This is a genomic window from Actinoplanes sp. NPDC051859 (assembly GCF_044452725.1).
Lineage (GTDB): Bacteria > Actinomycetota > Actinomycetes > Mycobacteriales > Micromonosporaceae > Actinoplanes.
The window spans coordinates 337,407-362,866 of record NZ_JBITBX010000003.1 but is presented as its reverse complement, the minus strand read 5'-3'; the positions used below and the strand labels follow the sequence as shown (position 1 = coordinate 362,866).

Below are 25,460 nucleotides of genomic sequence, written 5' to 3'. Positions count from 1 at the left end.
CGACCTAACCGAGGAGCCGGGCGCGCAGAGCCTCGTCCTTCTCGGCGACGACCTGTTCGAGGTTCGTCTGGAAGGCCTGCATCTTCTTCAGCAGGACCGGATCGGCGGCGGCCAGCATGCGCACCGCCAGCAAACCGGCATTACGGGCGCCGCCAATCGACACCGTGGCGACCGGAACACCGGCCGGCATCTGCACGATCGACAGCAACGAATCCATGCCGTCCAGGTACTTCAGCGGCACCGGCACGCCGATCACCGGCAGCGGCGTCAGGGCAGCGACCATGCCGGGCAGGTGGGCCGCACCGCCCGCGCCGGTGATGATGACCTTCAAACCCCGGTCGGCCGCGGACGTCGCATAATCGACCATCTTCTGCACCGTACGGTGCGCAGACACCACGCCAACCTCGAACGGCACCTCGAACTCGGCCAACGCCAGCGCCGCCGCCTCCATCGTGGACCAGTCCGAGTCACTACCCATGATCACGCCGACGACGGGTGCCATCATTCGCCCTCCTGCAACCACCGGGCGGCCCGGACGGCCCGGGCGCGTACCGATGTCATGTCGTCACCGAGCACCGTGACGTGCCCGATCTTGCGGCCGGGACGCACCTGCTTGCCGTACAGATGCACACGCGCACCCGGATCCGCGGCGAACAGGTGGTGCAACCGCTCATCCAGCGTCATCCCCCCGGGCGCGCCACCCAGCACATTCGCCATCACGACCGCGGGGGCGGCCAGCGAGGTCTCCCCCATCGGATAGTCGAGCACGGCCCGCAGATGCTGCTCGAACTGCGAGGTCCGCGCCCCCTCGATGGTCCAATGCCCCGAATTGTGCGGCCGCATCGCAAGCTCGTTGACCACGATCCCGGCCTCGGTCTCGAACAACTCGACGGCCAGCAACCCGACCACCCCGAGCGCGTGGGCCACATCGATCGCCAGCTGCTGCGCGGCCAGCGCCCGCTCCTCGGACAGCCCCGGGGCAGGCGCGAGCACCTCGACACAGATCCCGTCCCGCTGCACGGTCTCGACCACCGGATAGGCGGCGACCTGCCCGAACGGCGACCTCGCGACCAGTGCGGCCAGCTCCCGCCGCAGCGGCACCCGCTCCTCGACGATCAACTCGGTGCCGGTGGCGACCAGCTCCTCGGCGGCGGCGAGGTCGGCGAGCATCCACACGCCCCGACCGTCGTACCCCCCGCGCACCGCCTTGGCGACCACCGGCCACCCAGCGCCGCTGTCGGTTCCTGCTTGGGCGGCACCGCCGGCTTCCGTCCGAACGGCACCGCCGGCTTCCGTCCGGGCAGCGGCGACCTCGGCGGCGAAGTCGGCGATGTCGGCGGCGGATGACACCGGCCGCCACATCGGCACGGGCGCGCCCAGCTCGGACAGCCGCTCCCGCATCCGCCGCTTGTCCTGCGCGAAGACGATCGCCTCGGCGCCGGGATAGATCTTCACACCCTCGGCGGCCAGCGCGGCGATATGCCCGGTCGGCACGTGCTCATGGTCAAAGGTGAGAGCGTCGCACCCCTTCGCGAACTCCCGGAGTGCTGCGAGATCGGTGTGCGTGCCGATCCGTACATCGGCGGCGACCAGCGCCGCACTGTCGTCGGGCGTTTCGGAAAGCACCCGCAGGGACTGTCCGAGGGCAACAGCGGCCTGGTGGGTCATCCGGGCCAACTGCCCGCCGCCCACCATGCCGACAACGGGGAGACCGGTTCGAGTATCCATCGCTGCTCAAGCCTAACGACCTCCCCGTACGCCGACCGCCCGGGTCAGCTCTTCAGCCGCGCCGCCAGGTCCGCGGGCGTGGTGACGGGACGGTCACAGATGAAGCCCCGGCAGACGTACGCAGCCGCCCGGCCGTCGATCAGGTGCCGACCCGCAAGCAGGGGCACTCCGGGTTGGTCCGGACGCCCAGCGACGATCACCGTGCCCGGCGGGGCGAGCCGGTGGGCCGTCTCGAGCAGCGGGTCGTCCCGGTCCTCCGTGACGACGGCAATCTCGTACGGCCCCGCGCACACCGCCTCAGCCACCGTCGCCGAGTAGCCCGCGAAGCGGGGATGGCTGCCGATCAGCGGCCCGACCGTGGCAAGCGCCGCATCGGCCGCCTCGCGATACCGCAGTTCGCCGGTCAGGGCCGTGTACGCCACCAGGCCGGCACAGATGGCCGCGAGACCGGACGGAGTGGCGTTGTCGGTCGGGTCGGCCGGGCGGGTAACGAGCCGTTCCGCGTCGTCTGCTGTGTCGTAGAAGCCACCTTCGCCCGTACCGAAATGGTGGAGGGCGGTGTCCAGCAGTTGACCGGCAAGCGTGAGCCACCGCCCGTCGCCGGTCAGCTGGTGCACCGCGCAGAACGCCTCCGCCACCGTGCCGTAATCCTCCAGCACGCCGGCGGGCTCGCCAACGACGCCGTCACGTGAGACGCGGCGCAGGCGCCCCGCCACGAGGTGCCGGTCGGCCAGCACCTCAGCGAGGGCGACAGCCGCGGCCCGGGAAGGCTGCGCGTCGAGGAGCATGGCGTGTTCGACGAGTGCCGTGATCGCGAGACCGTTCCACGACGTCACGACCTTGTCGTCGCGGGCGGGTTGGGGGCGGTCGCCGCGGGCGGCGAGGAGGCGACTCCGCACGTCCCGCCACCGCGTCACGATCTCCGGCAGCACGGCATCCGGATCGTCGAGGTCGCGGGCGAGGACCAGCACACTGCTGCCGTGCTCGAACGTGCCCTGTGCTGTGACGCCGAACAGGTCTGCCGCCCAGGCACCATCTTCGGCGCCGAGCGCTTCGATCAGCTGGGCCGGGGTCCATACATAGGTCAGGCCCTCGACCCCGTCGGTGTCCGCGTCCAGCGCCGAGGACAGCCCACCGGCAGCGGTGCCGAGATCACGCAGCAGAAACTCGGCGGTCTCGTCGGCGATCCGCCGGGCCAGCGGGTCACCGGTCAACCGCCACAGCTGGGTATGGACGCGGAGCAGCAACGCGTTGTCGTAGAGCATCTTCTCGAAGTGCGGCACGGTCCAGGTGGCGTCGACGGCGTACCGGGCGAAGCCACCCGCCACCTGGTCGTAGATGCCGCCCCGGGCCATCCGCTCGGCGGTGTGCCGAACGATCTCCAGGTCCCCGGCGGCGCCGGTGCGCTGGTAATGCCGCAGCAGGAAAAGCAGGTCCAAGTGCGGCGGAAACTTGGGGGCGCCGCCGAAACCGCCGTTCGTCTCGTCGTGCTCCTTGGCGAGCTGGACCGCCGCGGCGTCGAGGAGGTCGGTGGAGATGGGGATGGTCGGGCCGCCCACCAGCTGGGCACCGCCGATCGCCTCCACCACCGCCGAACCCTGCTTGATCACGTCGTCGCGCTGGTCGCGCCAGGCGGTGGTCACCGAGTCGAGCAGGCGGGCGAAAGCATCCTTCGGGAAGTAGGTGCCGCAGAAGAACGGTTCGCCGTCCGGGGTGGCGAAGACGGTCATCGGCCAGCCACCCTGGCCGGTCATCGCCTGCGTCGCAGTCAGGTAGACAGCGTCGACGTCGGGCCGCTCCTCCCGGTCCACTTTGATCGCCACAAAGCCGGCATTGACCTTCGCAGCGATGCCGTCGTCCTCGAAAGACTCGTGCGCCATCACGTGACACCAGTGGCAGCTCGAATACCCCACCGAGATGAGGAGGGGTACGTCTCGCCGTTGGGCTTCCGCGAACGCCTCGTCCCCCCACGGCCACCAGTCCACGGGGTTGTCCGTGTGTTGCAGGAGGTAGGGCGAGGTCGACTGAGCGAGTCGATTGACCATGCCCCACCCTCTCACGGCCGTCCGGGCCACCGGGTCAGCTGCCACGCCCGGGGACGGGTCGGCGTCGATGCCAGCGGTGTGTCATATAGTAATTCATTGGCGTGCTATATAGGTATTACCTGCTGTGTTATGTCGTCACTGGCTGGAGACGTCGTTGAACGCCTACGTTCCTCGCATCGCCGACGCAGAGCTCGCCGAGATCCTGGCGACTCACCCGGCAACACTCGTCGTCGGTCCGCGAGCCTGCGGAAAGACCACCACGACACGACGGCTGTGCCGCTCCATCCTGCGGTTGGACATCCCTGCTCAGGCGGCAGTCGTTCGCGCAGACCCCGACGCCGCGCTCCGCACTCTCGCAGAACCGATCCTCGTCGACGAGTGGCAACTGGTTCCGGAAGTTCTCGGCGCGGTCAAGCGAGCTGTCGATGACGATCCGCGTCCTGGCCGGTTCGTTCTGACCGGATCCTCGCAGACCGACCTGACCACTGCGGGCTGGCCGGCCACCGGCCGAATCGTCCGGCTGACGATGCACCCGCTCGTGGGTCGAGAGCGACACGGCGATCCGTCAGCTTCATCGCTGATCGACCGAATCCTTGCCGACTGGCCGGACAGCTTCCACGATCCCTCGGCCGAATGGGACGTCCATCGGTACGTGACAGAGGCACTCACCAGCGGCTGGCCGGAAGCGCTCCGCGCACCCACCGACCGGGCACGCGACCGGTGGCTGACCAGCTATGTCGATCATCTGGTCACCAGAGAGGCCGCAGCGCTCGGCATCTCCCGAGACCCGGTCCTGATGCGGAGGTATCTCCAAGCAGTCGCCGCCAACACCGCTGGCGTGCCCAACCACAAACTGCTGTACGACGCCGCCGGAATCACCCGACACAGCGCGGTCGGCTACGACGACCTCCTCGACACGCTGATGATCACGCAACGTGTGCCTGCGTGGGCCGGCAACCGCATGGACCGAGCTGTGCGGCTTCCGAAGCGGTACCTCACCGACCCCGGCCTGCTCGGTCCACTCTTGCGCATCGACCAGCGCCGTGTTCTCCGCGATGGCGACCTCCTGGGACGCGTCCTGGACACCCTTGTCGCCGCCCAGTTACGAGCCGAGTGTGCTGCCAGCATTGTTGGCGCTGACCTGTTCCACTATCGCGATGCGAACGGCCGGCGTGAGGTCGACCTGCTCATCGAAGCCAGAGACGGTCAGCTGATCGCTGTCGAAGTCAAAGCCACCGCCGCCCCCTCGGCCGCTGACGCTCGGCACCTGGAATGGTTCGCGAAACGTGTCGGTGGAGCCTTCGCAGCCGGTGTTGTCTTCCACACCGGCCCACGTGTCTTCCCGCTGGCCGAACGGGTGATCGCCGTACCAATCGCCAGCTTGTGGGCGCAACCACTGGCCGGCACGGCGTGACGCGTTGTGCCGCGGGTCGTCAGCGGGGCGCTGCCGCAGATTCAGGAGGCGCCGTCGGCTCGCAGCGGCACGATCGTGGCGGGCGCGGCGGCGGCGAGGTGCACCAGGGCCGGGACGATTTTGTCGACGGGGAGGGGGCGGCTGAAGTGGTAGCCCTGGGCGGCCGTACAACCCAGGGCGAGCAGGGCCGCCCGCTGGTCGGCGGTTTCGACGCCCTCAGCGACCACTCGGGCACCCAGCCGGGCTCCCAGCTCGACGGCGCCGCGCACGATGGCCGCTGCGGCGGGTGAGTCGGTCATGTCGGTGACGAAGGAGCGGTCCACCTTGAGTTCGTCGACCTGGACTCGGGTGACGAAGGCGAGCGAGGAGAAGCCGGTGCCGAAGTCGTCGACCGAGATCTGGACCTGCATGTCCCGCAGCGCTGCCAGGACCTCGTCCACGACGCCGTGTTCGCTGACGGCGACCGACTCGGTGATCTCGAGAACCAGCCGCGCCGGGCTGGTGCGGTGCCGGCGGAGGGCGTCGGCGACCTGGGCGGGGAACGTCGCGTCGAGCAGGCTGCGGGCGGAGACGTTGACGGAGACGGGTACGTCGATGCCGGCCGCCGCCCAGCCCGCGGCCGCCCCGAGCGCGCGGTCGAGCACGTAGCGGGTGAACGGCGCCAGGAGCTCGCTGTGCTCGACGGTGCCGATGAACGCGGCGGGTGACAGCAGGCCGCGGCGCGGGTGGTCCCAGCGGATCAGTGCTTCCACTCCGGTCGGCGCGCCGGTGCCCAGGTCTACTTCGGGTTGCAGCATCAGCACCAGTTGATCGCTCGCGCGCAGCGCCTCGTGCAGTTCTGCGGGGAGGGCCAGGTGGTCGGTGCTGCTGGCGTCTCGGGCGCTGTCGTACGCCGCGACGCTCACGTGTAGCTCTTTCGCCTGCTTCAGGGCGACGCCGGCCCGCCGGATGAGTTCGCTGAGGTCGGCGTGGCTGGCCTGTTCGACGACGACGCCCACGGCGCATTCGATGATGAGGCGTACGCCGGCGACTTCGGTGGGCTGCGCGAGGCGGTCGACGATCTCGCGGGCCCGGCGTACAACCTGCGCGAGCGGGTTCGGCGGGGTCGTGGAGTCGGTGAGGGTAACGATGCCGGGCAGGAGTACGGCGAATTCGTCGTCGCCGAGTCGCGCCACCAGTTCCCGTTCGCGGGCGAGTTCGGTCAGGCGGGCGGCGACCGTCCGCAGCACGTCGTCGCCGGCCCGGTGTCCCAGCGTCCCGTTGATCTCCTGGAAGTGCTGCAGGTCGAGCAGCAGCACCGCGACGGCCCGGTCGGGGGGCACCGCCTGAAGCAGTGACTCGCCGTCGCTGAGTAACGCCCCACGGTTGGCGAGGCCGGTGAGGTGATCGTGGACGTTGTCGTAGGCCACTTGCGCGTCGAGGAGCGCGAGCCGCTCGTGCGCCGCCGCATCATGCAGCGCGGCCGCGAGCACGTCGGCATAGGCGGAAACAGCGAGCTCTTCGTGGGGGCCGGGCGGGACCGGTCCGGCGAACCAGACGGTGAGGACGCCGACGGTGGTCCCACCGACGGCCATCGTCCGGGTGCGGACCGGCCCGGGCGTCTCGTCGTGCGTGGCCTGGGCGGCGTATTGCCGACCACCCGCTCCGCCCACTTCGATCCGCACCCGCTGGGCACCGAAGACGTCCAGCGCACCGCGCAATCCGGCGGCGGCTACGACGGCCTCGTCGGGACCGCTGAGCGCACGTGTCGCCCGCGCGAAGGCTGCCCACAACCGCCGTTCTTCCTCGGCACGCAGGTGATAGCGGTAGGTGCGTTGCAGCAACCACAGCACCGGCGCGAGGGCGATCAACCAGAGCGGCCCGTTGACCAGGGCGTAGAGCGCGGACAGTCCGACGAGCACATTGCCGACGAACATCGGCAGCTTCGCATGCAACGCCCGGACGGTGAGGTGCCGCGGGGTCGCATCCCGGTTCAGGAGGATCGTCAGCAGGGCAAGGCCGAGCGTGATGCACAGGTAGGTCGCGGCGCCGGCGATCAGACCCGCCTGGGTCCGGCTGCTGCTGACGGTCGCGCCCGGACCGATGATCGCGTACGCGACGAGCGCCGCGCCGGCCGCACCCAGACTGAGTGACGCCGCGAGATGCAGCACGTCGACGACTGCGCGGTGGCCGTTCAGCCAGGTGATGAGCAGCCATGCGGCGGCCGCACCGAGGAGGGTGGTGGCGGGAAGCCAGCCGGGCGGTGCGAGTGCGAAGCCGAGGATGAAGGCGGCTTCGCCCCAGGAAACGCTGACTGTGCTGCGCCCGACCCGGACGCGGAGCCGCGCCAGTTGCGCGAGTGCCACGAGGAGCACCGCGACCGCGCCGCCGACGGCGGGCGAATAGGTCAGGGCGTGGGGTTGCTTTCCAGGGAGCACCGCCGCGAGGACGGCGACGACGACGGCGGCGGCCACGACAACAACGGTCAGGATGCGTACGCCGACAGCGCGCGGGACGGCCGCACTCCGCCGCAGCGAGGAGGTGGTCATGCCGGCACCCGGCCGATCCGCGGACCGCTTATCGGGGCGGATCCGCGCCTCTTCTCACCGCCCGTTGTCGGGCTGACCAGCGGCACAGGAGAATGCACGTGCATCCGCAGTGGACTATGCCGGGGGCGGATGACGGTCATCGACGGCCCCCTTTCCGCGCAGGGTCGAGGGACTGCAACGCCCCCCGGCGGAAGGCTAAGCCAATCCGGCGGAACACAACAGGGGTTGACGGCGAACCTTTGTCGATGGCTTCGCCGGACAGGTCACTGTCCGCAAGGGCCTGACCCGGGGCGCCGGAACCCGCAGTGACTAGGCCCGGTCGCCACGGTCGCGGTCATCCACCGCGGGCTGGTCGACCGCGGGCTCGGTGACCTGCCGGTCCGCGTGATCGCCCTCCACAGTGGAAGGACCAGCGCCGCGGGCAGCGGCGGGCGGTGTCGCCTCACTGCGCGCGAGATCGGCGTCCAGCCTGGCGATCTCCGCCTGCCGGGCCGCATCCCGACCGTCATCGAAACTGTCGGGAAGCCGACGCAACCGCTTGTTCATATTGCGGATCAGCAGGACCGTGGCTATCACCAGCAAGATGATGATGAACAGACCCATCGGCCCAGCCAGGCCACCCGACCGGGTGTCACCGAAGTTGTTGACCGCCACGACGAAATTCACCCCTCAACGGTACGCCCCTCACCGCCTCGGATGACCTCGGGATCCCGTCGACCCGGCCGCCACCCGGCTCAGCGCACCTCGGCAGACTCCCGAATGCCCGCGAAAAGGTCCGACTCCGGCACCGGGCTGTCGACCAGCGACCGGGCCAGCTCGAAGTCCTCGGTCGGCCACACCTTCTGCTGCAACTCGAGCGGCACGTGGAACCAGAACCCGTCCGGATCAACCTGGGTGGCATGCGCCCGCAACGCATTGTCACGAACCTCGAAATACTCCCCGCATTCCACCCGGGTCGTGATTTTTTCGCCCCGGTCGGGCCGCTCCTCGGCCTGCTTGAGCCACTCGCCGTACGGCGAGTCGAGCCCCGCCGCCAGCATGCCCTCGTGCAGCGCCAGCATCCGGGCCTTGCTCCAGCCCGCGTTGTAATACAGCTTCAGCGGCTGCCACGGCTCGCCCAACTCCGGATACTTCTCCGGGTCGCCGGCGGCCTCGAACGCCACCACCGAGATGTTGTGGCACATGATGTGGTCGGGGTGCGGGTAACCGCCGTTCTCGTCATACGTGGTCATCACGTGCGGCCGGAACTCGCGGATCAGCTTGACCAGCGGAATCGCACCCTCCGCCGGATCGACCAGGCCGAAGCAGCCCTCGGGCAGCGGCGGCAGCGGATCACCCTCCGGCAGCCCCGAATCCACGAAGCCCAGCCAGGCCTGCTTCACGCCGAGAATCTCGCGCGCGCGATCCATCTCCAGGCGGCGCACGTTGGTGATGTCGGCCAACACCTCGGGCCGATCCATCTTCGGGTTGAGGATGCTGCCGCGCTCCCCACCCGTGCACGTGGCGACCAGCACGTCGACGCCCTCGGCGATATAGCGGGCCATCGCGGCCGCACCCTTGCTGGACTCGTCGTCGGGGTGCGCGTGCACCGTCATCAGACGCAACTGCTCAGCCACTGATCTCTCCCTCGACCGGACCTGTTGTCGCAGGCCCAGCTCCGGCTGCGAAGATGGACACGGCCATTCTGGCCGATGGCACCGACACTTTTCGCAGGAGAGGCCCCCTGGTGAGCGAGACGCGCGCCACAGCGCCGGTATTCCCGCCGGGTCGTTATGGCCGGCGCCGCGACGGCCGACGCCGGCTCCTCGCCCCGGTCATCTTCGCCCTGGTGATCGCAGTGGTCGCACTGTTCCTCGCCGTCCGGCTCTACCAGCAATACGGCAATCCGCACTACGACGCGCAGATTGTCCGCTGGACCGAGGCGACCGAAAAACAGATCACCATCGACTTCACCGTACGCGTACCCGCAGGTGGCACGGCAGATTGCGACCTCCGCGCGCGGGACTACGCCGGCACAGAGGTCGGAAGACAGACAGTGACCGTACGGGCAGCCGGCGACGCCACCACCATCGCCGCCTCCGAGGTCCTACCCACCACCGCGAAGGCCTTCGTGGGAGAAGTCCTGCGCTGCCGAGCGGTCGACTGAGCTGCCCGAACCCGGCTCCCTGCGCTGCGTTATCGAGCAAACCGGGCACCGGGCGCACCGCTGGTAAGCTAGGTGATTCGCTCCGTACGCCTGCCCCGCCCCAAGGAGAAGAGTCTGTGACCAGTTCAGAAGCGTCGAAGACCTGGCTCTCCCAGGACGCTTACGACCGGCTGCAGGCCGAGCTCGACGAGTTGATCGCAGCCCGGCCGGCCGTCGCCGCCGAGATCAACGCCCGCCGCGAGGAGGGCGACCTGCGGGAGAACGGCGGCTACCACGCCGCCCGGGAGGAACAGGGCAAGCAAGAGGGCCGCATCCTCTACTTGAAGGAGTTCCTCCGCAAGGCCGAGGTCGGCGAGGCCCCCACTGCCGACCAGGTCGCTCCGGGCATGGTCGTGACGATCTACTTCGACGAGGACAAGACCGACACGGAGAAGTTCCTGCTCGGCTCCCGCGAGATCGCGTCTACCACCGACCTCACGGTCTACAGCCCCGAGTCCGCCCTCGGCGTCGCCATCCTCAACGCCTCCAAGGGCCAGACAGTGACCTACACGGCCCCCAGCGGCGCCGACATCAAGGTCACCGTCGTCGACTTCTCCCCCTTCGGCGCCTGACCTGGCCCGCCCCGCCACCAGTTTTCCCGATTCCGGGGCAGAGGTTCGGATGGCGGGGCGGCTCTGTCTACGGGGCCCCTAGCTAAAGGGCCGTGGCGAGATCCCGGCAAGCCTGTTCTGTCGGGATCGCAATTTCGTCGTCGATGCGCGCCGACTGCGACTCGGTCAAAGTCACTTGTGCAGCATGCTGCGGACGCTGCTCCAGCATGGCGGCGCGCAGGCCCGACGGTGGGTGGCTGGCAAACAGGGAGACTTCCTCGCGGCGGCTCAGTTGGCGGAGCAGAGGGATCGCTTCCGCCTGGCTCGTTCTCGCCTGCCGAGCCGCTTCGTGCCAGGCCGCACCGGAGCGTTGCGCTCGGGCTTCCCGGCGGAGCACCGTGTCCAGGGCGTCGGTGACGAGCAGGGAGTCCAGGAGTCCGACCGCCGCCCGGCTGCCGGCCGCTCGGGCTGCCAGGTCGTCGGCGAGGTATTCGGCCCGCTGGGAGTCTCGAAGTCCGACCCATGTCACCAGCAGGTGCAGGCCGAGGATGACGCGGGACACCGCCCCTTGGACGAGCCCGACGAGCAGATCGATGATGCTGTCGTAGCCTGACCTGCTCGGCCGGGTCAGGTGGGCCAGGTGAGCCAGCGTGCTGAGAGCCATGTGCTCGAGGGGGAGCCGGCGGATGTCACCGTTGACGAAATGGCCGAGTTCGTGGCCGACCAGAGCGACCCGCTCCTGCGGGTCCAGCGCCGTCCACAGCGGCACTCCCAGCACCAGGGTCCGCCATCGCCGCAGCCCGATCGTCGTGGTGTACGCCCCCAGCCCGGAGTCGAACCCGACGATGTGCGGCATCGGAGCGCCCAGCGCCGTCGCCACCCGGCTGATCAACGCGAACAGCTCCGGAGCTTGCTCCTCGGTCAGGACGTGCACCTCGCTGGCGACGCCGCCGAACCGGGGGCGCAGGGCCACCGCCAGGCCCAGCAGCGCCAGCCCCGGCAGGATCGTCAGTCGCGGGAAGTCGTACGCGATGAGCCAGAGCCCCCCGGCCGCGAAGGCCGCGACGAGCAGAAGCAGCAGGACGGCGACCACCAGGATCGTCGCGCGGGCAGCGGTGAAGCTCCGGGGCGTGAGCGGTCGATGTGTCAGGGTGCGGAACTGCCCCTCGGTCAGCCGCCAGGCAATCCGATGGGTCAACCGGTCGGCCCACCGCCAGCCGAACTCGGGTGGGCGTCGATCCGGCTCGAAAGCGGCCAGGTTCCACTCGCACCGCGCACACCAGGGCTCGGCACCGCGAACGGCCGATACGGCAGTCGCGCACTGCGGACACGTCGTGATCACGGCTCGCGATCATTCCCTAATCCGCCCGCGTCCGCTGCCCCGTCCGGGAGCCGTTACGGGGTTCCGGATAGGAGGGTGACGGCGTAGCCCAGGTTGCGGAGGGCGCCGATCAGGGTGGCGGAGTGGTCCGGGCCTCGGGTTTCGACGGCGAGCTGCACTTCGACCTGGCCGAAGCTCAGCCGGGGATTGTGCCGGGAGTGCAGCACGTCGACGATGTTGGCGCGGTGCTCGGCGATCTGGGCCAGCAGGCGGGCCAGCTCGCCGGGTTGGTCGCCGGTCTGCACCGAGAGGCGCAGAAAACGGCCGGCGGAGGCGAGGCCGTGTTCGATCACGCGCATCAGGAGCATCGGGTCGATGTTGCCGCCGGAGAGGATGGCGACGACCGGGGCCCGAAGGTCGATCTTTCCGGTCAGCAGGGCCGCGACCGCCGCGCCGCCGGCCGGCTCGACGACCATTTTGTGGCGTTCGAGCATGGCGAGCAGGGCAGCGGAGAGGTCTTCGTCGGTCACGGTGACGATGTCATCGACGAGGTCGTTGACGTGGGCGAAGGTGAGGTTGCCCGGGCGCATCACCGCGATGCCGTCCGCGATGGTCGCCAGCGAGGTCAGCGTGACCGGAGCGCCGGCAGCCAGGGACGGCGGGTAGGCCGCGGCGCCGGTGGCTTGGACACCGATGATGCGGATGTCCGGCCGGAGGGCTTTGGCGGCCACCGCGACGCCGGAGATGAGGCCGCCGCCGCCGACCGCGGTGACGATCGTGCCGGCGTCCGGGCACTGGTCGAGGATTTCCAGGCCGACCGTGCCCTGGCCGGCGATGACGTCGGGGTGGTCGAACGGGTGGATGAGGACCGCGCCGGTCTGTTCGGCAAAGGTGTACGCCGCGCGCAGAGCGTCGTCGACAGTCGTGCCCGCGTACTCGATGGCGGCGCCGTAGGCCTTCGTGGCCGCGACCTTCGGCAGGGGGGCGTTCTGCGGCATGAAGACCGTGGACTTGGCACCGAGCAGGCCGGCGGCGAGGGCCACACCCTGGGCGTGGTTGCCGGCGCTCGCAGCGACCACGCCGCAGGCACGCTCGGCGTCCGACAGGCGGGCGATGCGGGTGTACGCCCCCCGCACCTTGTACGAGCCGGCACGCTGCTGGTGCTCGCACTTGAGCCAGGTGTCGACGCCCAGCGTCTCGGTGAGGGGCGCCGAGTGCTCGAGCGGCGTGGTCTTGACCACCCCGGTGAGCAGTGCCCGCGCGGCTTCGATGTCGGCGAGCGAAAGCAGGTCACTCATAGGCATGATCGTGTCAGACGCGGATGCGCCACGGCCATGGGTCAGACGAACGCGTGCCGAGACCACGGGTTGGCGACTTCGAGCTGCCCGGCGACGGCAAGCAGCAGCAGCTCCGAATCCGGCGGTCCCACAAACTGGACACCCACCGGCAGGCCGTCAGGACGCGAGCCGACCGGCACCACGATGGCGGGCAGTCCGGCCAGGTTCCACGGTGCGGCGTATGGCGCGTACCGAAGATTGTCCACAATGTTGCGCCGCCACCGACCGTCGGCGTGCCCGCCCGCCAGGGGTGGAGCGGACGCGAGGGCGGGCGTCATCAGCAGGTCAATGTTGCGTTCTGCGAAGAATGCAATGCTTTGTTCGCGCCACGCATCGCGCTGCTCCTGCCGCACCCAGCCACGTTTCCAGACGAAACCACCGAGCCGGACGTGCCGCCGGGTGCGCGGCTGCACCTGCGTGAGGTCGATGCCCGCCGCCTCGGCCTCCCGGTACGCCGCAGCGAACCAGGTGAGCAGGCCCGCAACCCCGAAGGCCGCCGAGTACGACGGTTCGGCCTTGACCGTGTCGTGCCCAGCCTGGACGAGCAGCTTGCCCGCCGTAGCCACCGCCTCGCGGTTCGGCTCGTCCGGGCGTACCCCCTGGACCGGCGAACGTAGGGAGACGCCGACCCGCAGCCTGTCCGGTGGGGTGAGGGTGGCCGGAGTGCGGCCGGCGAGCACGGTGAAGCCGAGCATGGCATCGCCGACCGTCGTGGCGAGGATGCCGTGCTCGGTCAGCCCCATCCAGCCGTCCCGGCCCAGGTCACACGGGATGACACCGCGGCCGGGCTTCAGACCGACCAGACCGCAACACGCGGCGGGAATCCGGATCGAGCCGAGGCCGTCGTTGCCGTGCGCGATCGGGACCAGACCGGCCGCGACGGCCGCCGCCGAGCCACCCGACGAGCCGCCCGCCGTCCGGTCCAGCGACCACGGGTTGCGGGTGGCGCCGTCCGGGCCGTCCGTGGTCCCCCACAGCCCCATCTCGGGCATCCGGGTGGTGCCGACGACGACCGCCCCGGCGCCGCGCAGCCGGCGGACCACCTCGTGGTCCTCCTCCGCGACCGGCGTCCGGGCGGCCGCCGAACCGTTCCAGGTGGGCAGGCCCGCGACGGCGGTGTTCTCCTTCACCGCCACGGGCACGCCCGCGAGCGGGAGATTAGCCAGGTCTTCCTGATCGTCGACCTTTTCTGCCTCGACGATGGCCTCGCCACCGCGCACCACGCGGAAGGCGGTGAGCGCCGGGTCGGAGATGGCGATCTGTTCGAGGTGGTCGGCGACGACCTGGGTGGCGGTCGTGTCGCCGCGGCGTACCGCTCGGGAGATCTGCTTCGCCGTGGCACCCACCCATGTGGTCGCCAGGTTGTCCATGGCCCTACTCCGCTTTTGTCCGGGGAAACCTCAGCCGAGCGCCTGCTCCAGGTCCGCGAGCAGATCGTCAACGGTTTCGATGCCGACAGACAGTCGCACGAGATCGGCGGGTACTTCAAGCGGTGAGCCGGCCGCGCTGAGGTGCGTCATCTGCCCCGGGTGCTCGATCAGCGACTCGACGCCGCCCAGCGACTCGGCAAGGACGAACAGTTTCGTCCGGTTACATACCTCGATGGCCTGTTCCATGCCGCCCTTGGCCCGGAACGAGATCATCCCGCCGAACCGGGACATCTGCTTGGCGGCGGTCTCGTGTCCGGGATGCGACTCCAGCCCCGGGTAGAGAATCTGGCCGACCTTGGCGTGACCGTCCAGATAGTTCACGATCCGCTCGGCGTTGTCACAGTGCCGGTCCATGCGTACGCCCAAGGTCTTGATGCCCCGCAGCGTCAGCCACGCGTCGAACGGCCCGTTGACCGCGCCCATCGCGTTCTGGTGGAAGGCCAGCTGCTCGCCCAGCCCGTCAGTGGCGGTGATCAGCGCGCCGCCCACCACGTCGGAGTGCCCACCCAGGTACTTCGTCGTGGAGTGGATGACCACGTCGGCACCCAGGGCCAAGGGCTGCTGCAGGTACGGCGAAGCGAACGTGTTGTCCACAGCCAGCAGCGCGTCGTACTCGTGGGCCAAACCGGCCAGCGCGGCGATGTCGGCGATGTTCAGCAGCGGGTTCGTCGGCGTCTCCACCCAGATCATCCGGGTGTGGCCGGGCCGGAACGCCGCCCGCACCGCGTCCAGGTCGTGCAGCGACACCGCGGTCCAGTCCAGGCCCCAGTTCTCGGCGACCTTGCTGAAGAGCCGGAACGTGCCACCGTACGCGTCGTCCGGGATCACCACGTGGTCGCCGGGACGGCACACCGTCCGCAGCAGGGTGTCCTCGGCGGCGAGCCCGCTGGCAAAGGCGAGGCCCTTGCGGCCGCCCTCGATCGCGGCGAGGCACTCCTGGAGGGCGTCACGGGTCGGGTTGCCCGAGCGGCTGTACTCGTAGCCCAGCCGGGGCGCGCCCACGCCGTCCTGGGCGTACGTGCTGGTCTGATAGATCGGCGGCACCACGGCACCCGTCCGAGGGTCGGGGTCCTGCCCCGCGTGGATCGCCAGTGTGTCGAAGCCGTACTCGTTACCCGTCATGAGGGGCAAGGCTAGTCTGCGGCCATGGCCGACTGCCTCTTCTGCGGGATAGTGGCGGGTACGACTCCCGCGTTCACGGTGGTGGATTCGCCGGACGGGATCGGGTTCCTCGACATCCGCCCGGTGTTCAAGGGGCATGTGCTGGTGGTGCCGCGTCCGCACGTACCCGAGCTGACCGCTCTTGATCCTGCTCTGCTGCCCGGCTTCTTCGCGCTCGTGCAGCGGGTCGCCGCGGCCGTGCCCGCGGCGACCGACGCGAAGGGGACGTTCGTGGCGATGAACAACGTGGTGTCGCAGTCAGTGCCACATCTGCACGCACACGTTGTTCCCCGGACGAAGGGCGACGGACTGCGCGGATTCTTCTGGCCGCGGACCAAGTACGCCTCCGACGACGAGGCTGCCTCCTACGCTTCCCGAATAGCCGCCGCCCTCGGGTAAGGATCTTCGACCGGCCGGCGTTGCATGCTTCGGATGAAGGGAGTCACCGTGTTTCTGCGACACAAGAAGATCGAGCTACCCACCCCCGACCAGGCCCTCCCCGGCCGCCTGATCGCGATGCCGGTGGCCGACACGCACACGGTGCTCGGGACCCCGATGCAGGGGCCGTGGCCGGACGGCTACGAGACCGCCGTGTTCGGCATGGGCTGCTTCTGGGGCGCCGAACGCATCTTCTGGCGCCTGCCGGGCGTGCACTCGACGTCGGTCGGCTACGCGGGCGGCTCCACCCGCAACCCCACCTATGAGGAGACCTGCTCGGGCGCGACCGGGCACGCCGAGGTGGTACAGGTGGTCTACGACCCGGCGAAGATCGCGTACGCGGACCTGCTCAAGGCCTTCTGGGAGAACCACGACCCGACCCAGGGCATGCGCCAGGGCAACGACGTGGGCACCCAATACCGCTCGGCGATCTACACCACCACGCCGGAGCAGGCGAAGATCGCCGAGGAGTCGCTGACCGCCTTCCAGCCGGTGGTGACCGCGGCGGGCCACGGCCGGATCACGACCGAGATCGCGCCGCTGACGACGTACTACTACGCCGAGGATTACCACCAGCAGTACTTGAGCGACAGCAAGAACCCAGGCGGCTACTGCACCCACGGCCCCAACGGCATGACTTGTCCGGTGGGTGTGGCGCGCACCTCCTGATCGCGGTGTCCCCGCGATGATGCACATCCCGGCCTCCCGATGGAGGTCGGGGTATTCGACCCTCTGGGATCGACTTGGATGCGCGCTGGCACACTGGCGCGTCGATCGGTCGATGTCGAACACGGGGATGGAACGCGCTGTGTCGAGGAATGCACTAAAAGGTCTGGTCGCCGTGATGGCGGCTCTGTCGCTGACCGGGTTCGCGGGTGTGCCCGCGCGAGCCGAGCCGGCGGTGGTGAATGCCGCGCAGCCCGCCGATGTCACGGTGCGGGCATTCGACTTCAACGTCTGTGGCGGATACATCGACGTGTGCCGGCCCACGGAGCATGCGGACGACTGGGCGAAGAAGGTCGCCCGCAAAGTGACCGAGTGGAACTCCGATGTGGCCACGTTCCAGGAGATGTGTGACGGGCAACGCCTGCGGCTGCTCGCCCAGCTTCCCGGTTACCAGGCCCAGTGGTACCCGTCGCGGACGAAGCATTACGGCTGCGAAAAGTGGCTGAGTGCCGAGGTCCGCGGCAGCCAGGACATCGGCATCGCCGTCTTCGTGAAGACCACCGGGCCGGTCACCCGGAACGTCCAGGAACTGCCGATGCTGTGGGACAAATTCCGGACGGAAGAGAAAGATCAAGCGGGCAAGTCCGCGTTGCTGTGCGCCGGTGCCGCCGTCAAGGGACGCGACATTCTCGCGTGCACGGCACATCTGAACAAGACCATCGTCGACCACGGCGTGCCCGAGATCGCGACACGGCTGCGGGCCTGGGCGGCGGGACGGCCGGTGATCTTCGCCGGTGACCTCAACGCCGATCCGTTCGACGCTCTGCTGGATCCGCTCTACGCCGGGCGGAGCCGGGCCGCCGGTGAGTTCCGGGAGGTCGACGAGGAGGATTCGGCGTTCTTCACGGCCGGCTGCCGGCATGTGACCCGATGCCGCACCGGCGAACCGACCACGTTCGGCGACGTCCCGCGCAAGTTCGACTACATGTTCGGCACGGCGGACCGGGTGCGATGGACCGGCGGCGGTCCGGTCGACCCAGGCTTGCAGCGGAAGGACCACCGCATCCTCCGCGGTGAGGCGGTTCTGACGACCGATACGACGGCTCCGGCCGCACCGGTGGTGGATCTGTCGCCGGAAGGCCGGGAAGCGGCGGCCCACCGCTGGATCGGCGCCGTCGACGTCGTCGCGGGCCGGTTCACCGCCGAGCGGGGACAAGACCACCCAGACCCGATCGACGACCTGATCGTACGGTGGTGGAACGGCGCCGTGGATCTCTACCCGGGCCGCGCCGACGGCACACTAGGGCGACCCGCGGTCGTCCGTACCGCTCAGGACGGCGGCTGGAACGACGCGGCCGACATCGCGGCCGGCGACTTCGACGGCGACGGTTGGGACGACATCGCCGTACGGTGGAGCCGGAACAGCCTATTCGTGTACGACGGCAAGTCGGGGTTCCGCGAGCGGCATGCGGTGCTGCCCGTGTGGGCCCTCAACGGGGTCAGCGAGATCGCCGCGGGCGACGTGGACGGCGACCCGGAGGTCGACCGCGACTCGGTGGTCATCCGGCGCGAGGACGGCTCGCTGGCTGCCTTCGCGATCAGCGACGGCAAGGCCGCACCGATGAAGGAACTGTTGCCCGCGGAGAGCCTCTCCGACGCGCAGCACATCGCGTTCGGCGACGCCTACGGCTCGGAACCTCGGGCCGGCGCTGACGGCCACGACGACATGTTCGTCCGCTGGAACGCCGGCAGCCTGTACGTCTTCCCCGGCCCGGCCAGCGCCTTCTCCTTGTCCACCAGCAGGTCGATCCACCCCGCGTTCCCGGACGGGGAGAACTCGGTCGCCACGACGACTCTCGGTGACTTCGACGGCGACGGGCGCGACGAAATCGTCGTCCGTGCCCGCGCCGAGCAGGCCGGCGGCCGGCGGGTCGGCGACGACGGCCGGCTGCGCCGCTACACCATCGACAAGGGTACGGCCACCGAGGCGCCCCGGGCGCTAGCTCCTGTCACCGACGGCTGGAGCGACGTCAGTCACGCCGTCATCGGCTCCTTCACCACCGCCGGCGCCTCCGAGGAACTGCGCCGGTGGAGCTCGGGGTCGATCACCCCGCTGAAGGCGCGGGCCGCCGACGGCACGATGCGCGGCATGTCCTGGCCCGGCGTACGGGACCTGGCACCGGCGAACCTGGTCGGCGACAAGCGCGACGACCTGGTCGTCCGGCAGGGAGTCGGCCGGATTGCGGTCGTAGCTGCGCCGTTCGACGAGTCGGCCCTCCGCGCCGAACCCGGTGTGCCCCTCGCGGCGCCGGCCGGCGGCTGGTGCCCCGGTTCGGCGATCACCGAGGTCACCGCGGGGGACGCGCTGCCCGGGGACCGCGACGACCTCGTCCTGCGCTGTGGTGACGGCGCCGTGCTCGCGTACCCGGTCACCGAGAAGTTGATCGTCGGGGCCCCGGTCAGGGTGACCTCGACGGACACCGCCACCACCGCGGGCCTGCACGTCGACCGGATCGACGGGAAGCGGGCGGTGGTGCTGCGGACGTTCCTCGGCGCCGCTACCGCCGCTGTCGAGGATGACCGGGGCGGCTTCGCCGCGCAGGCGGCGCTGTATCCGGCGGGCACGTGGGCCGATGCTCGAGACGTCTACCGGGACGACGCGACGGGCACGCGCTATGTCGTTCGGACTTCCGGCGCCGTCGGGAGGTACCCGGTGACCGCGAGCACGGTCGGCGCGACGCTGACCGTGCGTGCGGCGGACGACGTCGACGTGGACCATTTCCGGTACGCCATCGACGGCTCGCCGACCGCTGCCGACGCCCCCTGGGCCGACCTGCGGTACGGGATCGCCGAGATCTCCCTCGACGGGTTGTCGCCGGGCGCGCACACCATCCGCGTCGTGGCCGTCGACCGGGCCGGGAACAGCTCGGCGGAGACGTCGTTGCCGGTATCCGCCCCCTGACCACACTGGGTGGCGGATGGCTTCCCTGGCGCGGGGCCGGGGAAGCCGCGGCCGTCGTCGGGTTTGGGGCGGCGGCCGTAATCCGTGCGGGTGGAAAAGATCGACAGGTACCGAGGCGTCTCACACACTGAATGGACCGACAATTCAGGAGGTAGCCCTCGGGAGGTGTCTCATGTTCAACAACGATGAGGAACAGGCCGCCTGGATGCTCGCCGAGTCGCTGATCGACAAGGCGCGGGCCATGATGCGACAGGCCGAGACTGCCCTGGAGACGTGGCGAATCGGCAAGGAGATGAACCGGCTGCGCTGCGCCCGACGCGGGATCAGCGAGTCGGATGCCGAGATCCGGTGGTCGGAAACGGCGAACGCCAAGAATGCGCTGACCGACAACAGCTTCCACGTGTCGCTGGCGACCATGTATTACAACGCCGCCGCAGCGCACTACTCGCGGGCGCAGTACCTGCGGAGCCGCGGCGAGGCCCGGGTCTGAGGGCCGGCGTCAGGTCGACGTGGGTGGCTGCGGGTCGACCGGTGTGGTCGGGGCGGGCGGCGGGGCAGGCGCTGCCGATCGGGATTCCCCCGGGCCGGCGAGCGACAGGCCGAGGACGGCGCCGGCGCTGAGCAGGCCGAGACCGGCGAGGGAGATCTTGCGGCGTTCCGGTTCGTTCATGCGGCAAGAGTGCATCCTGCTCCTGTGCGGTCGCTGTGCGGCCGTGCTTCCGCCAGAATTGTCGGATGCAGATCGCGACGGAGTCCGAACGCAAGTACGACGTCCCCGCCGGGTTCGCACTTCCCCCGCTCACCGGGGCGGAAGGCGTCAGCGGCACCGGCGAGCCCGAGACACACGAGCTCGACGCCACGTACTTCGACACTGAGGATCTCCGGCTCGCCCGCAACAAACGCACGCTGCGGCGGCGTACCGGCGGCACGGATGCCGGGTGGCACCTCAAGACGCCTGGGACCGGTTCCAGCCGCACCGAATACCAGCTTCCGCTCACCGATGGTGACGAGGTGCCGGCTGAGCTGGTCGCCGAGGTGCGGACGATCGCGCGGACCCGGCCGCTGCGGCCGGTAGCCACGCTGCGGACCCGGCGGGTGGAAACTCCGGTCCGCGCCGCGGACGGGCGCACGCTCGCCCTGATCGCGCAGGATGACGTTGACGCGGAGACCCTGGACGGCACCCAGCGCTGGCAGGAGATCGAGGTCGAGCTGGTCGACGGCGCCCCCGAGCTGCTCGACGCGCTGGACGCCCTGCTGCGCGAGGCCGGTGCCACGCCCGCCGCCGGGCCGTCCAAGCTGGCCCGGGCGCTCGGCGACCGGCTCCGCGCGCCAGCGCGCGGCACAAGACACCGAACCGACCCCGTTCTTGGGTACGCGCGGGAGCAGCGCGATGCCATCGACGGGCAGGACGCCGCGGTGCGGGCGGGTGAGGCTGAGGGCGTACACAAAATGCGGGTGGCGACCCGGCGCCTGCGCAGCACGCTGAAGACCTTCAAAGGCTCTTTCGATGCGGAGCCGGCGGACGCGCTCCGGGGTGAGTTGAAGTGGCTGGCTGACCGCCTCGGTGCTGTCCGTGACGGCCAGGTGCTCGGCCACAAGCTGGGCGCCGCGGCCGAGGAGTTCCCCGAGGTCGCGGACCGCATCGCCGAAAAGTTGGCAGCCGATGTCGCCAGCGGTCGGGCTGCCCTGGTCGAGGCCCTCGACAGCGACCGCTACCTGGCTCTGCTCGACGCGATCGACGCCCTGGTCGATGACGCCGTCCCGGCCGGGAAGCGGGCACCGCGCCGGGCCCGCAAGGTTCTCGGCCGGGCCGACGCCCTCCTCGACACCGCGGTCGGCGACGGCGTGGACGCCGAACTGCACGAGGCTCGTAAAAAGTACAAGCAGGCCCGCTACGCCGTCGAAGTTGTTGCCTCTAGCGCAGGTAAGCCGGGCAAGAAGCTGGTCTCGGCCCTCACTGACCTGCAGGACGTGCTCGGAGCACACCAGGACTCGGTCGTGGCCCGCGAGGTGCTGCGCGAGGTGGCGGCCACTGCCCCCGACGCCTTCGATTTCGGCGTCTTGTACGCCCGGCAGGAGCGCGTCGGCGAAGAAACCTTCCACGAGCTCCCGGCCGTCATCAAGAGTTCGCGTAAACGGAAGGTGCGCGACTGGCTCTGAGCTTTCGCGGTCGCCGCGGCGGGTATGTACTCCGGTCATGCAGGCCGAGGATGAGCAGACGCACGAGCAAGCCACTGAGGGAGAGGTGCACGAGTCGACGGACGATGTGTGCACCCCGCCCTACGAAGGGCCGGTCAGCGAGCTGGGCGGCTACCGGGTCGCCGACGACGATGACGACGATCCGGTGCTGCTCAGCGCCGACGGCAGCCCGGTGGACACGTGGCGGGAGGACTACCCGTACGACTCCCGGCTTGCGCGGCCCGATTACGACCACGACAAGCGGCTGCTGCAGATCGAGTTGCTGAAGCTGCAGAACTGGTGCAAGTCCACCGGCGAACGACTGGTGATCTTGTTCGAGGGCCGCGACGCCGCCGGCAAGGGCGGCACCATCAAACGCTTCATGGAACACCTCAATCCGCGCGGTGCCCGAGTGGTGGCCCTGGAAAAGCCCAACGAGCGCGAAAGCTCCCAGTGGTACTTCCAGCGCTACATCAAACACCTCCCGGCCGCCGGCGAGATCGTGCTGTTCGACCGGTCCTGGTACAACCGTGCCGGCGTCGAACGCGTCATGGGTTTCTGCACCCGCGCCGAATATCTCGAGTTCATGCGCCAGGCTCCCGACCTCGAACGCATGCTGGTCCGCTCCGGCATCCACCTGGTCAAGTTCTGGTTCTCGGTCTCCCGCGGCGAGCAACGCACCCGGTTCGCCATCCGCCAGGTCGACCCGGTCCGCCAGTGGAAGCTCTCGAAGATGGACCTCGAATCCCTCGACAAGTGGGACGACTACACCGAGGCAAAGGAGGCGATGTTCTTCTACACCGACACCGCCGACGCCCCGTGGACCGTGGTCAAAAGCAACGACAAGAAGCGGGCCCGGCTCGAGGCTATGCGCTACGTCCTGCGCCGCTTCGAGTACGGCGACAAGGACGCGGAGATGGTGGGCGAGCCCGATCCCAAGATCGTCGGCCCGGCCTCCCTCGCTGTGGAGGGCACCGAAACCTCCCCGCACGTATTCCCGCGGCTGTAGTGACCATAAAACCGTTGTCGGCCGCCGCCCTGATGGCTACCGTGGCCGTACACGTGAAGGGAGGTGGTCTGAAGTTGTATAGCAACTGGACTCGTGAGGTGGCTGTCCGCTAGCCGCTGTCCTCGACAGCTTCAAAGCAGTACGTCGAGACCGTGTGGCAGCGGTGCGGCGAATCTCAGATAGCCACCCGACCCCCGGGGATCCGGCCTTGTCCGACCGGACCGCGCACCACGGTGCGCGGAAGTCCCCGGGGGTCGCTTCATTTCCGGGGGAACCACCGATGCGTGAGCTGACCGTCCTGGGCACGGCGAGCCAAGTGCCCACCCGCCACCGCAACCACAACGGTTACCTGCTGCGCTGGGACGAGGAAGTCATCCTCTTCGACCCGGGCGAGGGCACCCAGCGGCAGCTGCTCATGGCCGGACAGTCCGTGTCGCCGCTGCGCCGCATCTGCATCACGCATTTCCACGGCGACCACTCCCTCGGCCTGCCGGGCATCATCCAGCGGATCTCGCTGGACAAGGTGCCGCACCCCGTGCACGTGCACTTCCCGGCCGGTGGGCGCGAATACTTCGAGCGGCTCCGGCACGCCACCAGCTTCTATGACACGACCGACCTGGTGGAGGAGCCGGTCGGGGACGGTTTCCGGACGGAGATCTCGGCGGGCACCCTCACCGCGCTGCCGCTGCGGCATGCGATCGAAACGTACGGTTATCGGCTGGCTGAGCCTGACGGACGCCGGATGGTGCCGGCGCTGCTCGCCGCACACGGCATCACCGGCCCGGCGATCGGCGAGTTGCAGCGCACCGGCCGTTCGGGCCGGGTCACCCTCGACGACGTCAGCATGGCGCGGTTCGGCCAGCGATTCGCCTTCGTCATGGACACCGGCCTGTGCGACAACGTTTTCGCCCTCGCCGAGGGCGCCGACCTGCTGGTCATCGAGTCGACCTTCCTCGCGGAAGATGCCGCGCTCGCCGCGCAGGTCGGCCACCTGACCGCGGGCCAGGCCGCATCGGTCGCCCGCCAAGCAGGGGTACGCACCCTGCTCCTCACCCACTTCTCCCAGCGGTACGCCGACAGCACCCGCTTCCTCGACGAGGCCCGTGCCGAGTTCGACGGCGACATCGTGCTCGCCGAGGACCTCATGCGGGTGCCGGTCCCGCCCCGGCTAGGGTCGCCCCATAACCGAGCTGCCCCGGCGCGTAGCTGAGCCCGGCAACAGCGGTGCAGTCGACCATGAGCGGGCAGGCGGCATGCCGCTGCGAAACCCCAAGATGATGAGTCCGGGGAGCGTGTGGTGAACGTGGTGCTTCGGCCCGCCGCAGCTGCCGACCTTGCCGGGGTCGGTGAGCTGCACTACCGGTCACGGGCTTCGGCCTATGCCGGGCTGCTCACGCCGGCGGCGCTCACCTTCGGCAGCCCCGAGGCCATGGGCGAGTGGTGGGCCGAGCGCTGGAAATGGGAACGCGACACGCATCGCCTCACCGTCGCGACCGTCGGGGACACGCTGGCCGGATTCTCCTACCTCGGTCCCGCGTACTCCGACGACGGCGACGCGGAAGGCTGTGCCGAACTGACCGCTATCCACGCCGCCCCGGAATTCGTCGGCTCCGGCGTCGGGCGGGAACTCATGCGCGACGCGCTGCCCGAGCTGGCCCGCATCGCCGACCGGGCGGTGCTGTGGGTGCTGCAAGGCAACCGCCGCGCCCGCGACTTCTACGAGCGCGGCGGTTGGACGTCCGACGACGTGGCCCGGACCGAGACGATGGGCGGGGAACCGGTCCAGCTGGTGCGCTATTCGCTCATCCTCCACAAGGGAGGGCGGGAGCGCGTGACCGAGTGAATGCGGGGGAACCTGTGGTCACGCACTCCCGCCTACCGCGCCCGCCCCTACCGGGTTGCGCCTGGCCGGAGGCGCCGACCGGCGGAGGCGTGCCGGTCGATCGGCGGGGCGGGTCAAGGTGCGGGACATCGCGCGCTGGCGGGGCTACAGCAATGTCACCGCGGTACGGCGTGCCGAAAGCGGTCTGCCGGGGGACGGTCACGCTTCCGGTCGACGCCTGACGATCAGTCGAATCGGCCGCGGTTGAGCTCCTCGGTTTTCCGGGTCTCCCGGTGCACCCGGTTGTCGTCGAACACCCCGGGCACCTCGCGCAGACTGTTCAAATCGTGGCGCATCGTCCACGCCTCCCGCCAGGGCCGCCGGGAAGCGGCATCGGCCCGCTCGGCGATGCGCCGGGGTGCACACGGCCACCGCCACCCACACCAGACACAGTTGCCGTCGTGACCGGCTTCGGCGTGCCGGCCGAGCATCCGCTGGGCGTCCTGCCAGAGCAACCGGTCCACGATGCCGGCCGATGCGGCCTGGTCGACGATGACCATGTTCTGCGAACCTCCATCCGGGGCTGCGTAGCGTTCTCGTACCCCATACAACCCCCGCACCCCGGCCGCCGATCGGACTGAAAGTGCGACCCTCGCAACTAAGAGTGACTGGATCCATGATCTTC

General features: G+C 69.6%; 23 protein-coding genes. 11 read left to right on the top strand and 12 right to left on the bottom strand.

The genetic code is table 11. From position 1 onward, the window contains the following. Nucleotides 1–4 precede the first annotated feature (4 nt). From purE to ACIA1L_RS09630, 3 genes are read right to left on the bottom strand one after another with little or no spacing between them, the layout of a single operon-like run. On the bottom strand, nt 5–502 hold the full coding sequence (gene purE / locus ACIA1L_RS09640) for a 5-(carboxyamino)imidazole ribonucleotide mutase (RefSeq protein WP_396072460.1): 498 nt from the start codon (nt 500–502) through the stop codon (nt 5–7). Beyond that, entirely contained in the window at nt 502–1,728 is a 1,227-nt protein-coding gene (locus ACIA1L_RS09635) for a 5-(carboxyamino)imidazole ribonucleotide synthase (protein ID WP_396072164.1), read from the bottom strand. Before ACIA1L_RS09635 ends, purE begins: the two co-directional genes overlap by 1 nt. 44 nt (nt 1,729–1,772) lie before the next feature. Beyond that, entirely contained in the window at nt 1,773–3,773 is a 2,001-nt protein-coding gene (locus ACIA1L_RS09630; protein WP_396072163.1) for a thioredoxin domain-containing protein, read from the bottom strand. Nucleotides 3,774–3,927: 154 nt separating this feature from the next. On the opposite strand from ACIA1L_RS09630, the gene ACIA1L_RS09625 reads away from it, so the two are divergent. Then, entirely contained in the window at nt 3,928–5,187 is a 1,260-nt protein-coding gene (locus tag ACIA1L_RS09625; RefSeq protein WP_396072162.1) for an ATP-binding protein, read from the top strand. A gap of 41 nt (nt 5,188–5,228) precedes the next feature. Here ACIA1L_RS09625 and ACIA1L_RS09620 read toward each other — a convergent pair whose 3' ends face one another. The 3 genes from ACIA1L_RS09620 to mca form a co-directional block, all read right to left on the bottom strand. Next, entirely contained in the window at nt 5,229–7,715 is a 2,487-nt protein-coding gene (locus tag ACIA1L_RS09620; protein WP_396072161.1) for a putative bifunctional diguanylate cyclase/phosphodiesterase, read from the bottom strand. Between the two features lie 309 nt (nt 7,716–8,024). Next, nucleotides 8,025–8,318, bottom strand: a complete 294-nt coding sequence (locus ACIA1L_RS09615) for a hypothetical protein (RefSeq protein WP_396072459.1) — start codon at nt 8,316–8,318, stop codon at nt 8,025–8,027. A 131-nt stretch (nt 8,319–8,449) separates the two neighbouring features. Next, nucleotides 8,450–9,331, bottom strand: a complete 882-nt coding sequence (gene mca, locus ACIA1L_RS09610) for a mycothiol conjugate amidase Mca (protein WP_396072160.1) — start codon at nt 9,329–9,331, stop codon at nt 8,450–8,452. Nucleotides 9,332–9,441: 110 nt separating this feature from the next. Between mca and ACIA1L_RS09605 the strand changes: the two genes are divergently transcribed. Both ACIA1L_RS09605 and greA read left to right on the top strand, forming a co-directional pair. Continuing rightward, on the top strand, nt 9,442–9,861 hold the full coding sequence (locus tag ACIA1L_RS09605) for a DUF4307 domain-containing protein (protein ID WP_396072159.1): 420 nt from the start codon (nt 9,442–9,444) through the stop codon (nt 9,859–9,861). A gap of 116 nt (nt 9,862–9,977) precedes the next feature. Next, nucleotides 9,978–10,472: a transcription elongation factor GreA gene (gene greA / locus ACIA1L_RS09600; protein WP_396072158.1), complete on the top strand. Its 495-nt coding sequence runs from the start codon at nt 9,978–9,980 to the stop codon at nt 10,470–10,472. 82 nt (nt 10,473–10,554) lie between these two features. Here the strand turns inward: greA and ACIA1L_RS09595 are convergent, their stop codons facing one another. From ACIA1L_RS09595 to ACIA1L_RS09580, 4 genes are all read right to left on the bottom strand, one after another. Then, nucleotides 10,555–11,649, bottom strand: a complete 1,095-nt coding sequence (locus tag ACIA1L_RS09595) for a M48 family metalloprotease (RefSeq protein ID WP_396072157.1) — start codon at nt 11,647–11,649, stop codon at nt 10,555–10,557. Between the two features lie 197 nt (nt 11,650–11,846). After that, on the bottom strand, nt 11,847–13,070 hold the full coding sequence (ilvA, locus tag ACIA1L_RS09590) for a threonine ammonia-lyase (protein WP_396072156.1): 1,224 nt from the start codon (nt 13,068–13,070) through the stop codon (nt 11,847–11,849). Between the two features lie 41 nt (nt 13,071–13,111). Then, a complete protein-coding gene (locus tag ACIA1L_RS09585) occupies nt 13,112–14,479 on the bottom strand; it encodes an amidase (RefSeq protein WP_396072155.1) in 1,368 nt (455 codons plus the stop codon). 30 nt (nt 14,480–14,509) lie between these two features. Next, on the bottom strand, nt 14,510–15,661 hold the full coding sequence (locus ACIA1L_RS09580; RefSeq protein ID WP_396072154.1) for a cystathionine gamma-synthase: 1,152 nt from the start codon (nt 15,659–15,661) through the stop codon (nt 14,510–14,512). A 24-nt stretch (nt 15,662–15,685) separates the two neighbouring features. On the opposite strand from ACIA1L_RS09580, the gene ACIA1L_RS09575 reads away from it, so the two are divergent. From ACIA1L_RS09575 to ACIA1L_RS09560, 4 genes are all read left to right on the top strand, one after another. Then, the gene (locus ACIA1L_RS09575; RefSeq protein WP_396072153.1) at nt 15,686–16,099 is read left to right on the top strand and encodes an HIT family protein; all 414 of its coding nucleotides are present in this window, start codon (nt 15,686–15,688) and stop codon (nt 16,097–16,099) included. Between the two features lie 48 nt (nt 16,100–16,147). Then, nucleotides 16,148–16,807 (top strand): peptide-methionine (S)-S-oxide reductase MsrA, encoded by a 660-nt coding sequence (gene msrA / locus ACIA1L_RS09570; RefSeq protein ID WP_396072152.1) that lies wholly within the window; start codon nt 16,148–16,150, stop codon nt 16,805–16,807. Between the two features lie 175 nt (nt 16,808–16,982). Then, the gene (locus tag ACIA1L_RS09565; protein WP_396072151.1) at nt 16,983–19,766 is read left to right on the top strand and encodes an FG-GAP-like repeat-containing protein; all 2,784 of its coding nucleotides are present in this window, start codon (nt 16,983–16,985) and stop codon (nt 19,764–19,766) included. 172 nt (nt 19,767–19,938) lie between these two features. Further along, nucleotides 19,939–20,256 carry a hypothetical protein gene (locus tag ACIA1L_RS09560; protein WP_396072150.1) on the top strand — a complete coding sequence of 106 codons (318 nt, stop codon included), beginning with the start codon at nt 19,939–19,941 and terminating at the stop codon, nt 20,254–20,256. Nucleotides 20,257–20,265: 9 nt separating this feature from the next. Here ACIA1L_RS09560 and ACIA1L_RS09555 read toward each other — a convergent pair whose 3' ends face one another. Then, nucleotides 20,266–20,436 carry a hypothetical protein gene (locus ACIA1L_RS09555; protein ID WP_396072149.1) on the bottom strand — a complete coding sequence of 57 codons (171 nt, stop codon included), beginning with the start codon at nt 20,434–20,436 and terminating at the stop codon, nt 20,266–20,268. Between the two features lie 65 nt (nt 20,437–20,501). Here ACIA1L_RS09555 and ACIA1L_RS09550 point away from each other — a divergent pair, with 65 nt between their 5' ends. The 4 genes from ACIA1L_RS09550 (at nt 20,502) to ACIA1L_RS09535 (ending at nt 24,796) form a co-directional block, all read left to right on the top strand. Beyond that, nucleotides 20,502–21,926, top strand: a complete 1,425-nt coding sequence (locus ACIA1L_RS09550) for a CHAD domain-containing protein (RefSeq protein WP_396072148.1) — start codon at nt 20,502–20,504, stop codon at nt 21,924–21,926. Between the two features lie 37 nt (nt 21,927–21,963). Beyond that, nucleotides 21,964–22,953 carry a polyphosphate kinase 2 gene (gene ppk2 / locus ACIA1L_RS09545; RefSeq protein WP_396072147.1) on the top strand — a complete coding sequence of 330 codons (990 nt, stop codon included), beginning with the start codon at nt 21,964–21,966 and terminating at the stop codon, nt 22,951–22,953. Between the two features lie 280 nt (nt 22,954–23,233). After that, on the top strand, nt 23,234–24,163 hold the full coding sequence (locus tag ACIA1L_RS09540; RefSeq protein ID WP_396072146.1) for a ribonuclease Z: 930 nt from the start codon (nt 23,234–23,236) through the stop codon (nt 24,161–24,163). Nucleotides 24,164–24,250: 87 nt separating this feature from the next. Continuing rightward, complete coding sequence (locus ACIA1L_RS09535; protein ID WP_396072145.1) at nt 24,251–24,796, top strand: GNAT family N-acetyltransferase; 546 nt, start codon at nt 24,251–24,253, stop codon at nt 24,794–24,796. 224 nt (nt 24,797–25,020) lie between these two features. Here ACIA1L_RS09535 and ACIA1L_RS09530 read toward each other — a convergent pair whose 3' ends face one another. Then, on the bottom strand, nt 25,021–25,335 hold the full coding sequence (locus ACIA1L_RS09530; RefSeq protein WP_396072143.1) for a hypothetical protein: 315 nt from the start codon (nt 25,333–25,335) through the stop codon (nt 25,021–25,023). Nucleotides 25,336–25,460: the final 125 nt, after the last annotated feature.